Source organism: Pseudomonas koreensis (genome assembly GCF_025447595.1).
Classification (GTDB): domain Bacteria; phylum Pseudomonadota; class Gammaproteobacteria; order Pseudomonadales; family Pseudomonadaceae; genus Aquipseudomonas; species Aquipseudomonas koreensis_H.
In genome coordinates, this window is record NZ_JAOEJU010000012.1 from 22,537 (window position 1) to 37,731 (window position 15,195).

General features: G+C 61.3%; 11 protein-coding genes. All 11 read left to right on the top strand.

Annotated features, from left to right (window positions below):
- Window positions 1-166 precede the first annotated feature (166 nt).
- The 11 genes from N8H71_RS15770 to N8H71_RS15820 all read left to right on the top strand — a co-directional run bounded on the left by N8H71_RS15770 (window position 167) and on the right by N8H71_RS15820 (window position 15,086).
- Entirely contained in the window at window positions 167-1,483 is a 1,317-nt protein-coding gene (locus N8H71_RS15770; protein WP_115076628.1) for a nucleotide sugar dehydrogenase, read from the top strand.
- 82 nt (window positions 1,484-1,565) lie between these two features.
- Window positions 1,566-3,047, top strand: a complete 1,482-nt coding sequence (gene alg8 / locus N8H71_RS15775) for a mannuronan synthase (protein ID WP_262194704.1) — start codon at window positions 1,566-1,568, stop codon at window positions 3,045-3,047.
- Window positions 3,048-3,083: 36 nt separating this feature from the next.
- Entirely contained in the window at window positions 3,084-4,253 is a 1,170-nt protein-coding gene (locus tag N8H71_RS15780; protein ID WP_262194705.1) for an alginate biosynthesis protein Alg44, read from the top strand.
- Between the two features lie 9 nt (window positions 4,254-4,262).
- On the top strand, window positions 4,263-5,774 hold the full coding sequence (gene algK / locus N8H71_RS15785; protein ID WP_279309628.1) for an alginate biosynthesis TPR repeat lipoprotein AlgK: 1,512 nt from the start codon (window positions 4,263-4,265) through the stop codon (window positions 5,772-5,774).
- A complete protein-coding gene (locus tag N8H71_RS15790) occupies window positions 5,771-7,258 on the top strand; it encodes an alginate export family protein (protein WP_085608137.1) in 1,488 nt (495 codons plus the stop codon). The genes algK and N8H71_RS15790 overlap by 4 nt, the downstream gene beginning before the upstream one ends.
- Window positions 7,259-7,284: 26 nt before the next feature.
- Window positions 7,285-8,856 carry a mannuronan 5-epimerase AlgG gene (gene algG / locus N8H71_RS15795; RefSeq protein WP_262194707.1) on the top strand — a complete coding sequence of 524 codons (1,572 nt, stop codon included), beginning with the start codon at window positions 7,285-7,287 and terminating at the stop codon, window positions 8,854-8,856.
- 10 nt (window positions 8,857-8,866) lie between these two features.
- On the top strand, window positions 8,867-10,318 hold the full coding sequence (locus N8H71_RS15800; protein WP_262194708.1) for an alginate O-acetyltransferase: 1,452 nt from the start codon (window positions 8,867-8,869) through the stop codon (window positions 10,316-10,318).
- 8 nt (window positions 10,319-10,326) lie between these two features.
- On the top strand, window positions 10,327-11,451 hold the full coding sequence (locus tag N8H71_RS15805; protein WP_115076623.1) for a mannuronate-specific alginate lyase: 1,125 nt from the start codon (window positions 10,327-10,329) through the stop codon (window positions 11,449-11,451).
- Window positions 11,452-11,663: 212 nt separating this feature from the next.
- Window positions 11,664-13,229, top strand: coding sequence for an MBOAT family O-acyltransferase (locus N8H71_RS15810; protein ID WP_262194709.1), 1,566 nt, complete (start codon window positions 11,664-11,666; stop codon window positions 13,227-13,229).
- 10 nt (window positions 13,230-13,239) lie between these two features.
- Entirely contained in the window at window positions 13,240-14,415 is a 1,176-nt protein-coding gene (locus tag N8H71_RS15815) for an alginate O-acetyltransferase (RefSeq protein ID WP_262194710.1), read from the top strand.
- Between the two features lie 14 nt (window positions 14,416-14,429).
- Window positions 14,430-15,086 (top strand): alginate O-acetyltransferase AlgF, encoded by a 657-nt coding sequence (locus tag N8H71_RS15820; RefSeq protein ID WP_127796978.1) that lies wholly within the window; start codon window positions 14,430-14,432, stop codon window positions 15,084-15,086.
- Window positions 15,087-15,195 lie beyond the last annotated feature (109 nt).

The following is a 15,195-nucleotide window of genomic DNA, read 5'->3' on the forward strand; positions in this document are numbered from 1 at the left end:
GCCCTGGTTGCGCACAACTTGAGTGCACTTATTTAGACACTCGAAACTTAGTATGCCTGCACACGGCATTGCGACGCCTGCGCGCCGTACTTTCGAGTGCACTTTGACCGCTGAACACCATTAACTCCGGCCCTCTAACGGCCTGATATATACAGAGGTAATTGCGATGCGCATCAGCATATTTGGTTTGGGTTACGTTGGCGCGGTATGTGCCGGTTGCCTGTCTGCACGGGGCCATGACGTGGTTGGCGTCGATGTTGCCAAGGACAAGATCGACATGATCAATGCTGGCAAATCTCCCATTGTCGAACCAGGCCTGGGCGAGTTGCTGGCACAAGGGATCCAGACCGGTCGTCTGCGCGGTACGACCAACTTCGCCGAGGCGATTCGCGACACCGACCTGTCGATGATTTGCGTCGGTACGCCGAGCAAAAAGAACGGTGATCTGGAACTGAACTACATCGAAGCGGTGTGCCGCGAGATCGGTTTTGTCCTGCGTGAAAAGACCACCCGTCACACCATCGTCGTGCGCAGCACCGTACTGCCGGGCACCGTGGCAAACGTTGTCATCCCGATCCTCGAAGACTGCTCCGGCAAGAAAGCCGGCGTTGATTTCGGTGTGGCCGTGAACCCTGAGTTCCTGCGTGAATCCACCGCAATCGCCGACTACGACCTGCCACCGATGACCGTGATCGGCGAATTCGACAAGGCTTCGGGTGACGTTCTGCAATCGCTGTACGAAGAACTCGACGCACCGATCATCCGCAAGGACATCGCCGTCGCCGAGATGATCAAGTACACCTGCAACGTCTGGCACGCGACCAAAGTGACCTTCGCCAACGAGATCGGCAACATCGCCAAAGCGGTGGGTGTCGATGGCCGCGAAGTGATGGAGGTCGTCTGCCAGGACAAGACCCTCAACCTGTCCCAGTACTACATGCGCCCGGGCTTCGCCTTCGGCGGTTCGTGCCTGCCCAAAGACGTGCGCGCCCTGACCTACCGCGCCGGTTCCCTGGACGTCGAAGCGCCGCTGCTCAACTCGCTGATGCGCAGCAACGAATCGCAAGTGCAGAACGCCTTCGACATCGTTGAAAGCCACGACAAACGCAAAGTCGCCCTGCTCGGCCTGAGCTTCAAGGCCGGCACCGACGACCTGCGCGAAAGTCCGCTGGTGGAACTGGCCGAGATGCTGATCGGCAAGGGTTACGACCTGAGCATCTACGACAGCAACGTCCAGTACGCCCGTGTCCACGGCGCGAACAAGGACTACATCGAGTCGAAGATCCCGCACGTGTCGTCCCTGCTCAACGCGGACTTCGATTCGGTGATCGACAACTCCGACGTGATCATCCTCGGCAACCGCGACGAGAAGTTCCGCGCGCTGGCCCAGCAGGCACCACACGGCAAGCAGGTCATCGACCTGGTCGGCTTCATGGCCAAGGCCACCGATGCCGGCACCCGCACCGAAGGCATCTGCTGGTAACGCAGCGGCAAGCCCCGAGTTTCAAGCCGCACGCCGTGAATCGGCGGCGGCTTGAAGCCCCCATCACCTTCGGATGACGGTCATGTCCAAGCTCAAACATTTTTTTCTGCAATCCGCCGGCTGGCTTTTGTTTCTGAGCCTGCTGATGGGCCTGGCCCTGATGCTGCCCGTGTCCACGTTCGACTCCGAGTCGAAGGACTTCATTTTCCTGATTGGCGCCGTGGGTATCTGGCGCTACTCGATGGGTGCCACGCACTTTGTGCGCGGCATGATCTTTCTCTACATCGTCTACCCGCACCTGCGCCGCAAGGTTCGCAAGCTGGGTAAAGCGGCGGACCCGTCGCATGTGTTTCTGATGGTCACCAGTTTTCGCATCGACGCGTTGACCACCGCGCAGGTCTACAGCTCGGTGATCCGCGAAGCCATCGACTGCGAACTGCCGACCACCGTGGTCTGCTCCATCGTCGAAATGTCCGATGAGCTGCTGGTCAAGGCGCTGTGGGCGCGTATGAATCCGCCAGAACGTGTGAAGCTCGACTTCGTGCGCATCCCCGGCACCGGCAAGCGCGATGGCCTGGCATTCGGTTTCCGCGCGATCTCCCGTCACCTGCCGGACGACCGCGCCGTGGTGGCCGTGATCGACGGCGATACCGTGCTCGGCGAAGGCACCGTGCGCAAGACCGTGCCGTGGTTCCAGCTGTTCGGCAACGTCGGCGGCCTGACTACCAACGAATTCTGCGAAGTGCGCGGCGGCTACATCATGAGCGAGTGGCACAAGCTGCGTTTCGCCCAGCGCCACATCAACATGTGCTCGATGGCCCTGTCCAAGCGCGTGCTGACCATGACCGGGCGCATGTCGGTGTTCCGCGCCACCGTGGTCACCAACCCGGAATTCATCGCCGACGTCGAAAGCGACTCGCTGCAACACTGGCGTCTGGGCCGTTTCAAGTTCCTGACCGGCGACGACAAGTCGAGCTGGTTCAGTCTGATGCGCCTGGGCTACGACACCTTCTACGTGCCGGACGCGGCGATCAACACCGTTGAACACCCGCCGGAAAAGAGCTTTATCAAAGCCAGCCGCAAACTGATGTTCCGCTGGTACGGCAACAATCTGCGGCAGAACTCCCGGGCTCTGGGCCTTGGCGTGAAACGCCTCGGCGCCTTCACCTCGGTGGTGCTGTTCGACCAGCGCGTTTCGATGTGGACATCCTTGCTCGGCCTGACCGTGGCAATCATCGCCAGCTTCAAGTACGGCACCGCATTCATCCTGGTTTACCTGCTGTGGATCGGCATCACCCGGCTGATTCTGACGCTGTTGCTGTCGTGCTCGGGCCACCGGATCGGTCCGGCCTACCCGGCGATTCTCTATTACAACCAGATCGTCGGCGCGCTGGTGAAGATCTACGTGTTCTTCCGCCTCGACCAACAATCCTGGACCCGACAACCCACTGCCCTGACCCGTGATCTCGCCAGCTTTCAACGTTGGTTCAACACCTGGTCGTCTCGGACCATGACCTTCTCCGCCGGCAGCATTTTCGTCGCCGTGCTGCTGATGATGGTCTGACCCGCCCCCTCTTGAATTAACAAGGAAATCGCCCCTATGAATACCGCCGTCAACGTCAACGTAGTGCATGAATCCGAAGCCCAGCGCCAGCACGCCCGGGTCAAAATCCCGGCCAAGCTGCGGTTCTTCGGCCCTGACCGGACACCGGTCGATGCGCGGGTCATCGACCTGTCTGCCGGCGGCCTGGCGTTCAATGCCGGCCAACTGCCGCTGACCGTCGGCGAGGTGTACAAGGCACGTCTGCAATTCGTCATCGACAACCTCGGCCTGGCCATGGACGTGGAGCTGCAGGTGCGCTCCTTCGACCGCCAGACCGGCCGCGCCGGTTGCCAGTTCCAGAACCTCGAACCGCAGGACATTTCGACCCTGCGCCACCTGATCACTTCGCACCTGGCCGGCGACATCGTCAGCATCGGTGAAGTGCTGGCGACCCTGCAGCGCGACAACTTCACCAAGGCGCGCAAGGTAAAGGATGGCGGCCATGGAATGACCCCGTTCGGTCGCCTGAAAGCCGTGACCTTCAGCGCCGGCGTCTTCGCGGTCGGCCTCGTGGCGGCGGGATTCATTTTCAAATCGGTGTACAGCATGTACTTCGTCAGCCATGCCCAGGCCGGTCTGGTCAGCGTGCCGGGCATGAACATCACCATGCCGCGCGACGGCACCGTGCAGAGCCTGGTGAAATCCGACGGTGTTGCCGCCAAAGGCGCACCTCTGGCGACCTTCAGCACCAGCATGCTCGATGTGCTCAAGGGCCATCTGGACGAAGATCAACTGCAACCGGCCAAGGTTGAAGAACTGTTCGGCAAGCAAATGACCGGCACCCTGACCTCGCCGTGCGATTGCACCGTGGCCCAGCAACTGGTGGCCGACGGTCAATACGCGAGCAAGGGCGACGTGATCTTCTCGCTGGTACCGCGCAACACCCAGGCCACCGTCGACGCGCGCTTCTCCTATCGCCAGTTCGGCGACGTGCGTCCGGGCACCCCGGTGAGCTTCCAGATCGCCGGCGAAGACAAGACCCGCACCGGCAAGATCGTCAGCAGCACGAGCTTGAAAAGCGCCGACCTGTCCTCCGACATCCGCGTGCAGATCCAGCCTGACGAGCCGCTGGACAGCAGCTTCGCCGGCCGCCCGGTGGAAGTGAACAGCGACCGTGGTCCGAACCTGAACTGGCTGATCGACAAAGCCATGGCTGCCGGTCTTTAAGTCGAGGACATGCCCGTGACTACTCCACCCATCTCGAGCACACCACAAACCCTGTGGGAGCGAGCTTGCTCGCGAATGCATTCTGACATTCAGCCTCAGTGCCGACTGACACACCGCTTTCGCGAGCAAGCTCGCTCCCACATGGGTTCAGTGTGCGCATTGGCATTGGCAGTCAGTCTGGCCGGTTGCGCCGGCCTGCCCGACCAGCGTCTGGCCAACGAAGCGCTCAAGCGCGGTGACACAGCGACCGCCGCGCAGAACTACCGTGCGCTGGCCGATCTGGGTTACAGCGAAGCCCAGGTGGGCCTCGCCGACATCCAGGTCGACAGCCGCGACCCGGAACAAATGAAACAGGCCGAAGCCACCTACCGCGCCGCCGCCAGTGTTTCGCCGCGTGCCCAAGCCCGACTCGGCCGTTTGCTGGTGGCCAAGCCCGGCTCCACCGAAGCCGAGCATCAGGAAGCCGAAAGCCTGCTGAAGAAAGCGGCCGCCAGTGGCGAAGGCAACACGCTGATCCCGCTCGCGATGCTTTATCTGCAATACCCGCACAGCTTCCCGAACATCAACGCTCAACAGCAGATCGACCAATGGCGCAAATCCGGTTACCCGGAAGCCGGTCTGGCGCAGGTGCTGCTGTATCGCACCCAGGGCACTTACGACCAGCACCTGGATGACGTGGAAAAAATCTGCAAAGCCGCGCTCAACACCACCGACATCTGCTACGTCGAGCTGGCCACGGTCTATCAGAAACGTGGCGCGCCGGAGCAACAGGCCGAACTGATCAAGCAACTGCAGGCCGGTTACAGCCGCGGCACCGTCAGCGCTCAACGCGTGGATTCGGTGGCTCGTGTGCTGGCCGATTCGACCCTGGGCAAAACCGACGAAAAAACCGCGCAGTCGCTGCTCGAGCCGATCGCGCCGGGCTACCCGGCGTCGTGGGTCACCCTCGCGCAGCTGCTGTATGACTTCCCGGAACTGGGCGACACCGACCAGATGATGAAGTACCTGGACAACGGTCGCGCCGCCGACCAGCCGCGCGCCGAACTGTTGCTGGGCAAGCTCTACTACGAAGGCAAACTGGTCCCGGCCGACGCGAAAGTCGCCGAGGAACATTTCCAGAAAGCCGTCGGCCGCGAAGTCGCCGCCGATTACTACCTCGGCCAGATTTACCGCCGTGGCTACCTGGGCAAGGTCTATCCGCAGAAGGCCCTCGACCATCTGCTCACCGCTGCGCGCAACGGCCAGAACAGCGCCGACTACGCCATCGCCCAGCTGTTCTCCCAAGGCAAGGGCACCAAGCCCGACCCGCTCAACGCCTACGTGTTCAGTCAGTTGGCCAAGGCGCAAAACACTCCGCAAGCCGATGAGCTGGCGACCACCCTCGCCGCGCAACTGCCGCCCGAGCGCCTGGCCGAAGCCCAGCGCCTGCTGCAACAGGAACAGGCGACCCGTGGCGCCCTGAGCCAGAACACGCTGCAACTGCACGCCCTGCAAGAAGAAGACGGCGAGGAAAAATTATGAAATTGAATCCCTTTGTGAAGGCCGGCATTGGCCTCACGTTCGCGCTGATCTGGTCTTGCCCGACCCTGGCCGCGATGACTGAATCGAAGAACTTCGGCCTCGAAGTGAAAATCACCGGCCAGTCCGAAGACGACCGCGACCTCGGCACCGCCAGCGGCGGCGACGTCAACGGCGTCGGCCTCGACCTGCGTCCGTGGGTCTACGGCGAGAGCGGCGCGTGGAGCGCCTACGCCATGGGCCAGGCCGTGACCTCGACCGACATCATCGAGACCGACACCCTGCAGCAGTCTGACAGCGAAGGCACCCAGACCACCGACAACGGCGACCGCAAGACCAAGAAAAACTACCTGGCGATGCGCGAATTCTGGGTCGGCTACAGCGGCCTGACGCCCTACCCCGGCGAGATCCTCAAGTTCGGTCGCCAGCGCCTGCGCAACGACGACGGCCAGTGGCGCGACACCAACATCGAAGCTCTGAACTGGACCTTCGACACCACCCTGTTGCGCGCCAACGCCGGTGTCGCCGAACGCTTCAGCGAATACCGCACCGACCTCAAGGAGCTGGCGCCGAAAGACAAGGATCGCCTGCACGCCTACGCCGATGCCGCTTACCAGTGGACGCCGGGCAACTGGGTCGGGATTCGCGGCCACCACACCCATGACGACGGCAAGCTCGACTATCCGGAGCCGGGCGTGGCCGGCGATTCGCTGGACAAGAAAGAGAACGGCGACATCAGTTGGCTCGGCCTGACCGCCGACAGCGACGCCTACAACTGGCGCAACACCAACACCGTCAACTACTGGGGCAGCATCACCGGTATGAGCGGCGACCGCGACACGGTCAACGCCCTCAACGCCGATGGCACTCGCCCGGCGCAAGCCAAGCGCAGCGACAACGTCGACGGCTGGGCCACCGACATCGGTGTGCGTCTGCGCCTCGATCCGCAGTGGCAGGTCGGTGCGGCGTATGCCCGTGCCAGCGCCGATTACGAACAGAACGGCCTGGAAAGCAACCGCTCGAACTACACCGGTACTCGCTCCCGCGTTCACCGTTTCGGCGAGGCCTTCCGTGGCGAAATGAACAACATGCAGACCGCCACCCTGTTCGGTTCCTGGATGCTCAACGACCAGTACGACGCCAGCCTGATCTACCACAAGTTCTGGCGCGTGGACGGCAACAAGCCGGTGGGCAGCAACGGCATCAACGCCGTGGAAAACAACACCGACGACGTCACCGGCGCGATCCTCTCCAGCACCTCGCTGCCACTGCAGGACGGCAACAAGGATCTGGGTCAGGAAATGGATCTGGTGGTCACCAAGTACTTCAAGCAAGGCTTGCTGCCGGCGGCGCTGAGCCAGTCGATCGACGAGCCTTCGGCGCTGGTGCGCTTCCGGGGCGGCGTGTTCAAGCCGGGTGATGCCTATGGCAGCCAGGTCGATTCGTACATGCACCGCGCGTTCATCGACGTGATCTGGCGCTTCTGATGCTGACCGCCAAGGGAGTGCCCGACATGAACAGTGCCCGCAAAGGCTCACTCAGCCTGCTGGCCGGCGCGATGCTGCTGGCCTCGGCTGGCGCCTTCGCGAACGTGGAACCAGCGAAGCCTGTGACCACCGCGAAGGAGCTGCAACAGGCCAAGACCTACACCGTCAGCAGCGCGCCGACCGAAGCGCTGGAACTGGCCAAGCCGAAATTGCCCGACCTCTCCGGCTACACCGCCGAAGCCGCCGCCGCGAAAATCGTGCGCAGCAAACCGGGCAAGATCAGCGTGCGCCGGATGATGCAGGAAGACGCACTGAAGGACTTCATCGGCGGCGACAACAAGATGGCCGAATGGGTGGTGCGTCAGCACGGCATCCCGCAGGCGATCTTCGTCGACGACGGCTACATGAACCTGAAAGAACTGGCGCAGAAACTGCCAAAACAGTACTTCAGCGAAACCTCGCCGGGCGTCTATCTGGCCAAATTGCCGATCGTGGTCGGCCGTAAAGGCATCCTCGAAATCGACGGCCAGACCCAGGAGTTGCGCCTGTCCCAGGAGGCCGGTTCGTTCCTGGTCAACGACGGCCAGCTGTTCGTGCGTGACACCAAGGTCACCGGCTGGCGCGAGAAGGAAAACGGCCCGGCAACCTTCCGTTCGCCGAAAGAATTCCGTCCGTTCCTGCTGGCCTGGGGTGGCACCGAGACTTACATCGTCAACAGCAAGATGGCCAGCTTCGGCTACGCCAACAGTAAGTCCTACGGCGTGAGTATTTCCCAGTACACGCCGAACATGGCCAAGGTGCTCAAGCGTCCCGAGCCGACCGGCTGGATCGTCGGCTCCGAGTTCTCGGACATGTGGTACGGCTTCTACTGCTACGAGACCCGCGACTTCGTGGTCAAGGGCAACACCTACAAGGACAACATCGTCTACGGCATCGACCCGCACGACCGTTCCCACGGTCTGATCATTGCCGAGAACACGGTGTACGGCACGAAGAAGAAGCACGGGATCATCATTTCCCGTGAGGTCAACGACAGCTTCATCTTCAACAACAAAAGCTACGACAACCACCTCTCGGGGCTGGTGATCGACCGTAACAGCGTCAACAACATCATTGCCTACAACGAGATCTACAAGAACCACACCGACGGCATCACCCTCTACGAGTCCGCCGACAACCTGCTGTGGGGCAACAAGGTCATCAGCAACAAGCGCCACGGCATCCGCATTCGTAACAGCGTGAACATCCGCCTCTACGAAAACGTCGCCATGGCCAACGGCCTGACCGGCGTCTACGGGCACATCAAGGACCTGACCGACACCGACCGTGACATCAAGCTCGACCCGTTCGACGCCCAGGTCTCGCTGATCGTGGTCGGCGGTGAACTGGCGGCCAACGGCAGCGGCCCGCTGTCGATCGATTCGCCCCTGAGTGTCGAGCTGTATCGCGTGTCGATGCTGGCGCCGACCAAATCCAGTGGCATCAGCTTCAACGGCATCCTCGGCGAGCGCCAGGATGAAATTCTCGACCTGCTGGTGCGCCAGCAGAAAGCCGTGCTGATCGACCCTGTCGAACGCCAGACCGAACTGCGGGACTGAGGACAATTTTATGCACCCACACCTGATCAAATTACTCAGCCTGTCGGCCCTGACCGTGGGCATTCTGGCGGCCAGCAATGGTGCCCACGCAGATGAAGTCCAGCCGCCGAAATTCACGGCCGAACCTTGCTGCAGCCTGTGCCCGGCCGCCCATGACGCGAAGAACTACACCACGCGTTATCAGCAGAACTTCACCACGCTGGTGCAGGCCCAGGGCGATTGGCTGTTCCGGACCCAGGAAGATTTGCGCACCGAGTTCAACACCACCCCGGCCGGCTACAAACGCCTGCAACAGCTGCACGATGCGTTCAAGGCCAAAGGCGTCGAACTGGTGATCGTCTACCAGCCGACCCGTGGCCTGGTGAACCGCAACAAGCTCAACCCGGCAGAAAAAGCCGCGTTCGATTACGAGAAAGCGCTGGGCAACTACAAGACCATGCTCGGCCGTTTCGCGAAGATGGGTTACGTGGTGCCGGACCTGTCGCCGCTGACCAACGAATCGCTGCCGGACACCCTGCCCGCCCACGATTTCTACTTCCGCGGCGACCAGCACTGGACGCCATACGGCGCCCAGCGCACGGCGAAAATCGTCGCCGAGCAGGTCAAGCAGATCCCGGCCTTCGCCGACATTCCCAAGCGTGAGTTCGAAACCAAACGCTCCGGACGCATGGGCAAGACCGGCACCCTGCACAACATGGCCGGGCAACTGTGCGGCACCAGTTACGCGATCCAGTACATGGATCAGTTCACCACCGAGCCGAAAGGTGAAGCCGGTGACGGCGATCTGTTCGGCGATTCCGGCAACCCGCAGATCACCCTCGTGGGTACTTCGCACAGCGGCAAGAACTACAACTTCGCCGGGTTCCTTGAAGAAGCCATCGGCGCCGACATTCTCAACGTCGCGTTCCCCGGCGGCGGTCTGGAAGGTTCGATGTTGCAGTACCTGGGCAGCGACGAATTCCAGAAGACTCCGCCGAAAATTCTCATCTGGGAATTCTCGCCGCTGTACCGCCTCGACCAGGAAACCATCTATCGCCAGATGATGTCCCTGCTCGACAACGGCTGCGAAGGCAAAGACGCACAGATGTCCGCGAGCACCACGCTCAAGCCGGGCAGCAAACAAGAACTGCTGGTCAACAGCAAGAACCTGAATCTGCAGAACAGCAGCCATCAGGTCGACATCCGCTTCGCCGATACCTCGGTGAAAACCCTGCAAGCCACCCTCTGGTACATGAACGGTCGCCACGAGGACATCAAGATCGAGAAACCGGAAACCTCCGACACCGACGGTCGTTTCGCCTTTGAGCTGCGCACGGACGAAGACTGGGCCTCGCAAAACCTGCTGGCCGTCGAAGTCCAGGGCCCGGAAGCGGGCACCGCGCCACAGAAAGTCGAAGCGAAAATCTGCAAACGCAACGTATTCCCGGGCGCTGGGCCACAAACCGCTCAGGTCGGGCAATGAGGTCTGCTATGCGAAATCCGAAACTGAAAACTCTCTTGGCGCCGACGCTGCTCGGGCTGGCGATCTTCGCCGGCACCGCGCAGGCCGCCGCGCCACTGCGTCCTCCTCAGGGCTACTTTGCGCCTGTGGATAAATTCAAGACCGGTGACAAGAGCGAAGGCTGCGACGCGATGCCGGCGCCCTACACCGGACCGCTGCAATTTCGCAGCAAATACGAAGGCTCGGACAAGGCCCGCGCGACGCTGAACGTGCAGTCGGAAAAAGCCTTTCGCGACACCACCAAAGACATCACCACTCTGGAGCGCGGCACCGCCAAACGGGTGATGCAGTTCATGCGGGACGGTCGTCCGGAACAGCTCGATTGCACGCTGAACTGGTTGACCGCCTGGGCCAAGGCCGATGCGTTGATGTCGAAGGACTTCAACCACACCGGCAAGTCGATGCGCAAATGGGCGCTGGGCAGCATGGCCTCTTCGTACATCCGCCTGAAGTTCTCCGACTCCCATCCGCTGGCCCAGCACCAGCAGGAAGCGCAGTTGATCGAAGCCTGGTTCAGCAAGATGGCCGATCAGGTGGTCAGCGACTGGGACAACCTCCCACTGGAAAAAACCAACAACCACTCGTACTGGGCAGCCTGGTCGGTGATGGCGACATCGGTCGCGACCAACCGCCGTGACCTGTTCGATTGGGCGGTCAAGGAATACAAGGTCGGGGTCAATCAGGTCGATGCCGACGGTTATCTGCCGAACGAACTCAAGCGCCAGCAACGCGCCCTCGCCTACCACAACTACGCCCTGCCGCCACTGGCGATGATCGCCAGTTTTGCCCAGGTCAACGGTGTGGATCTGCGTCAGGAAAATAACGGCGCGCTGAAACGTCTGGGTGACCGGGTGCTGGCCGGGGTGAAAGACCCTGAGGACTTCGAGAAAAAGAACGGCAAGGAACAGGACATGACCGATTTGAAAGAGGACATGAAATTCGCCTGGCTTGAACCGTTCTGCACGCTCTACACCTGTTCGCCGGATGTGATCGAGAAGAAGCACGGGATGCAACCGTTCAAGACGTTTCGCCTCGGTGGCGACCTGACCAAGGTCTACGACCCGTCCCACGAAAAGGGCAACAAAGGTTCTTGAAGGCACGGATAAACCCTGTGGGAGCGAGCTTGCTCGCGAAGAGGATCTGACATTCAAAAATGATGTCGTCTGGCACACCGCTTTCGCGAGCAAGCTCGCTCCCACAGGTTAAGTGTCAGGTTTGAGATGTGTGAGTTAGCTCTCCAGTTTTCAGCGGGGGGTTTGGGGGGGCTTTGGCCCTTGACTGTTGGTTCAAACATGGAGAGATCGGGATGGTATTTTCATCCAACGTGTTCCTGTTTCTGTTCTTGCCGATCTTTCTCGGCTTGTACTACCTGAGCGGGCAACGCTATCGCAACCTGCTGCTGCTGATCGCCAGCTACGTGTTCTACGCCTGGTGGCGGGTGGACTTCCTGGCGCTGTTCGCCGCTGTGACCCTGTGGAACTACTGGATCGGCCTGAAAGTCGGCGCCGCCGGCGTGCGCACCAAACCGGCCCAGCGCTGGCTGCTGCTCGGCGTGGCGGTGGACCTGTGCATCCTCGGCTACTTCAAATACGCCAACTTCGGCGTTGACAGCATCAACGCGATGATGACGTCGGTCGGCCTGGAACCATTCATTCTGACCCACGTGCTGTTGCCGATCGGTATCTCGTTCTACATCTTCGAGTCGATCAGCTACATCATCGACGTCTACCGCGGCGACACCCCGGCCACCCGCAACCTGATCGACTTCGCAGCGTTCGTGGCGATCTTCCCGCACCTGATTGCCGGCCCGGTACTGCGTTTCCGTGATTTGGCCGACCAGTTCAACAACCGCACCCACACCCTCGACAAGTTCTCCGAGGGCTGCACGCGGTTCATGCAGGGTTTCATCAAGAAGGTCTTCATCGCCGACACCCTCGCCGTGGTGGCCGACCATTGCTTCGCCCTGCAAAACCCGACCACGGGCGATGCCTGGCTTGGCGCGCTGGCCTACACCGCACAGCTGTATTTCGACTTCTCCGGTTACAGCGACATGGCCATCGGCCTGGGCCTGATGATGGGTTTCCGCTTCATGGAAAACTTCAAGCAGCCGTACATCAGCCAGTCGATCACCGAGTTCTGGCGCCGCTGGCACATCAGCCTGTCGACCTGGCTGCGTGACTACCTCTACATCACCCTCGGCGGTAACCGCAAAGGCACGCTGATGACCTATCGCAACCTGTTCCTGACCATGCTGCTCGGTGGTCTGTGGCACGGCGCGAACATCACCTACATCGTCTGGGGTGCGTGGCACGGCATGTGGCTGGCGATTGAAAAAGCGCTGGGCCTGAACACTTCGCCGCGCAGCCTCAACCCGATCCGCTGGGCGCTGACCTTCCTGCTGGTGGTCATGGGCTGGGTGATCTTCCGCGCCGAGAACCTGCACGTTGCGGGCCGCATGTACGGCGCGATGTTCAGCTTCGGCGACTGGTCGCTGTCGGAACTCAATCAAGCGAGCCTCACCGGCCTGCAAGTCGCGACCCTCGTTGTGGCTTACGTGACCCTGGCGTTTTTCGGCCTGCGTGATCTTTACACCAACCAACCTCCGGTGAAGACCAAACCTGTGGTCAACGTCGAGAGCGACGGCCCTGCCGGTGCGCAACCGGGCCTGATCAAGGCCGCGCCTGGCGAAAACCCGGCGAGCATCCACGAGCCAGGCTACACCGTCGGCGTCGACGCCCAGGTACAACCGGCGTACTGGACGGCGGACTGGTCGCGCTACGTGATGCGCGGGCTGATCCTGCTGCTGTTCATCGCCTCGATTCTCAAACTCTCGGCGCAAAGCTTCTCGCCGTTCCTTTACTTCCAGTTCTGAGGGATCTGACATGACCCGCTCATTACGCATCTTCTACATCGCGCTGTTTCTGGTGACCCTGCTGGTGCTCGGTCTGTGGTCGGTGCGCAGCTTCTTCGGCTTCAGCACCAACGCCGACGCGACGGTGCTCAACGGCCGCTGGACCAAAGCCGTGGAAACCCACTACGACGATGAATTCCCGATCAAGCGCCTGGGCACCAACCTCTGGGCCGCGCTGGATTTCAAACTGTTCAATGAAGGTCGTCCGGGCGTGGTGCTCGGTCGCGATCAGTGGTTGTACAGCGATGAGGAATTCAACCCGATCGTCAACGAAGAGCTGAACCTGCAAGGCAACTATGCGCTGGTCGAAGGCGTGCGCCAGACCCTGAAAGAGAAAGGCGTGAAACTGGTGATGGCGATCGTACCGGCCAAGGTTCGCCTGTACCCGGAACACCTGGGTGAAGTGAAACCGGCAAGCATCCACGCCAACCTGTACGAGGATTTCCACGCCCGGGTCGCAGCGGACAAGATCCTCGCCCCCGACCTGCTCGGCCCGCTGCAAACCGCCAAGCAGAACGGTCAGCAAGTGTTCCTGCGCACCGACACCCACTGGACCCCGGAAGGCGCGGAAATCGCCGCCAACACCCTGGCCAAGACCATCGCTGACAAGTTCCCGCTCAGCGGCGAGCCGCAGCGCTTCGTCACCACGCCTGCCGAGAAGGTCACGCACAAGGGCGACCTGCGTCTGTTCCTGCCGCTGGATCCGCTGTTCGAAAACCTGATGCCGGCGCAAGAGCCGCTGCAAAAGCGCAACACCGTGGCTGCCGCCGAGCAGCCTGCCGGTGACGACGCGCTGTTCGCCAACAGCGAAGTGCCAGTTGCACTGATCGGCACCAGCTACAGCGCCAACCCCAACTGGAACTTTGTCGGTGCGCTGAAACAAGCGCTGCACAGCGACGTCGTCAACTACGCAGAAGACGGCCACGGCCCGATCCTGCCGATGCTCAGCTACCTGAAAAGCGATGACTTCAAGAACAGCCCGCCACAGGTGCTGATCTGGGAGTTTCCTGAACGATATCTGCCTGTGAACAACGAAATCGGCGACGCCGACCCGCAGTGGGTCGCAGAGCTTAAACAAGCCGGCGCGCGCCAACAAAACGTAGCAATCAACACTAAATCCGAGACGCCCGATCGGGCGCAAAACTGAAAGAGAGGTACACCATGACTTTCACTACAACTCCTCGTCGTCTCGCAAAACGCATTGCTCTGGTCGCCGGTCTGAGCGTGCTGTCGGTCCAGGCCTTCGCCGGTGGCGACGCTGCGCTGTACGGCCCGACTGCACCGAAAGGCTCGACCTTTGTGCGCGTCTACAACGCCAGCAACGCTGAAGTCAGCGCAACCGTCGGCAGCACCAACCTCGCCGACGTCGCGCCGCTGGCCAGCAGCGATTTCAGCTTCATGCCGGGCGGTGACTACAGCGCCAAGGTCGGCAGCCAGACCCTGCCGGTGAAACTCGCCGGTGACCATTACTACACCCTGGTGAACAACGCTTCCGGCGCGCCGCAACTGATCGAAGAACCTCCGTTCAAGAACAAGCAGAAATCCCTGGTGCGCGTGCAGAACCTCAGCGACAAGCCGCTGACCCTGAAGACCGCCGACGGCAAGACCGACGTGGTGCCGAACGTGGCCGCCAAGGGCCGTGGCGAGCGTGAAATCAATCCCGTGAAAGTCAGCCTGGCGCTGTACGAAGGCGACAAGAAAGTCGGCGACGTGAAACCGGTCGCCCTGGAGCGTGGTGAAGCAGCAGTGCTGTACGTCACCGGTAACGGCAGCAACCTGTCGCCAGTCTGGGTGAAACGCCCGGTGTCGACCCGCTAACCCACTTTTGAACTGACGCAATTTTCCTTTGTGGGAGCGAGCTTGCTCGCGATAGCGGTCCGGCATTCACAACATGTGTCGACTGATACGCCGCCTTCGCGAGCAAGCT

Excerpts from the sequence above, each read along its gene's own strand:
- N8H71_RS15770 (WP_115076628.1), top strand. The coding sequence starts at position 167 with ATGCGCATCAGCATATTTGGTTTGGGTTACGTTGGCGCGGTATGTGCC.
- alg8 (WP_262194704.1), top strand. The coding sequence starts at position 1,566 with ATGTCCAAGCTCAAACATTTTTTTCTGCAATCCGCCGGCTGGCTTTTG.
- N8H71_RS15780 (WP_262194705.1), top strand. The coding sequence starts at position 3,084 with ATGAATACCGCCGTCAACGTCAACGTAGTGCATGAATCCGAAGCCCAG.
- algK (WP_279309628.1), top strand. The coding sequence starts at position 4,263 with ATGCCCGTGACTACTCCACCCATCTCGAGCACACCACAAACCCTGTGG.
- N8H71_RS15790 (WP_085608137.1), top strand. The coding sequence starts at position 5,771 with ATGAAATTGAATCCCTTTGTGAAGGCCGGCATTGGCCTCACGTTCGCG.
- algG (WP_262194707.1), top strand. The coding sequence starts at position 7,285 with ATGAACAGTGCCCGCAAAGGCTCACTCAGCCTGCTGGCCGGCGCGATG.
- N8H71_RS15800 (WP_262194708.1), top strand. The coding sequence starts at position 8,867 with ATGCACCCACACCTGATCAAATTACTCAGCCTGTCGGCCCTGACCGTG.
- N8H71_RS15805 (WP_115076623.1), top strand. The coding sequence starts at position 10,327 with ATGCGAAATCCGAAACTGAAAACTCTCTTGGCGCCGACGCTGCTCGGG.
- N8H71_RS15810 (WP_262194709.1), top strand. The coding sequence starts at position 11,664 with ATGGTATTTTCATCCAACGTGTTCCTGTTTCTGTTCTTGCCGATCTTT.
- N8H71_RS15815 (WP_262194710.1), top strand. The coding sequence starts at position 13,240 with ATGACCCGCTCATTACGCATCTTCTACATCGCGCTGTTTCTGGTGACC.
- N8H71_RS15820 (WP_127796978.1), top strand. The coding sequence starts at position 14,430 with ATGACTTTCACTACAACTCCTCGTCGTCTCGCAAAACGCATTGCTCTG.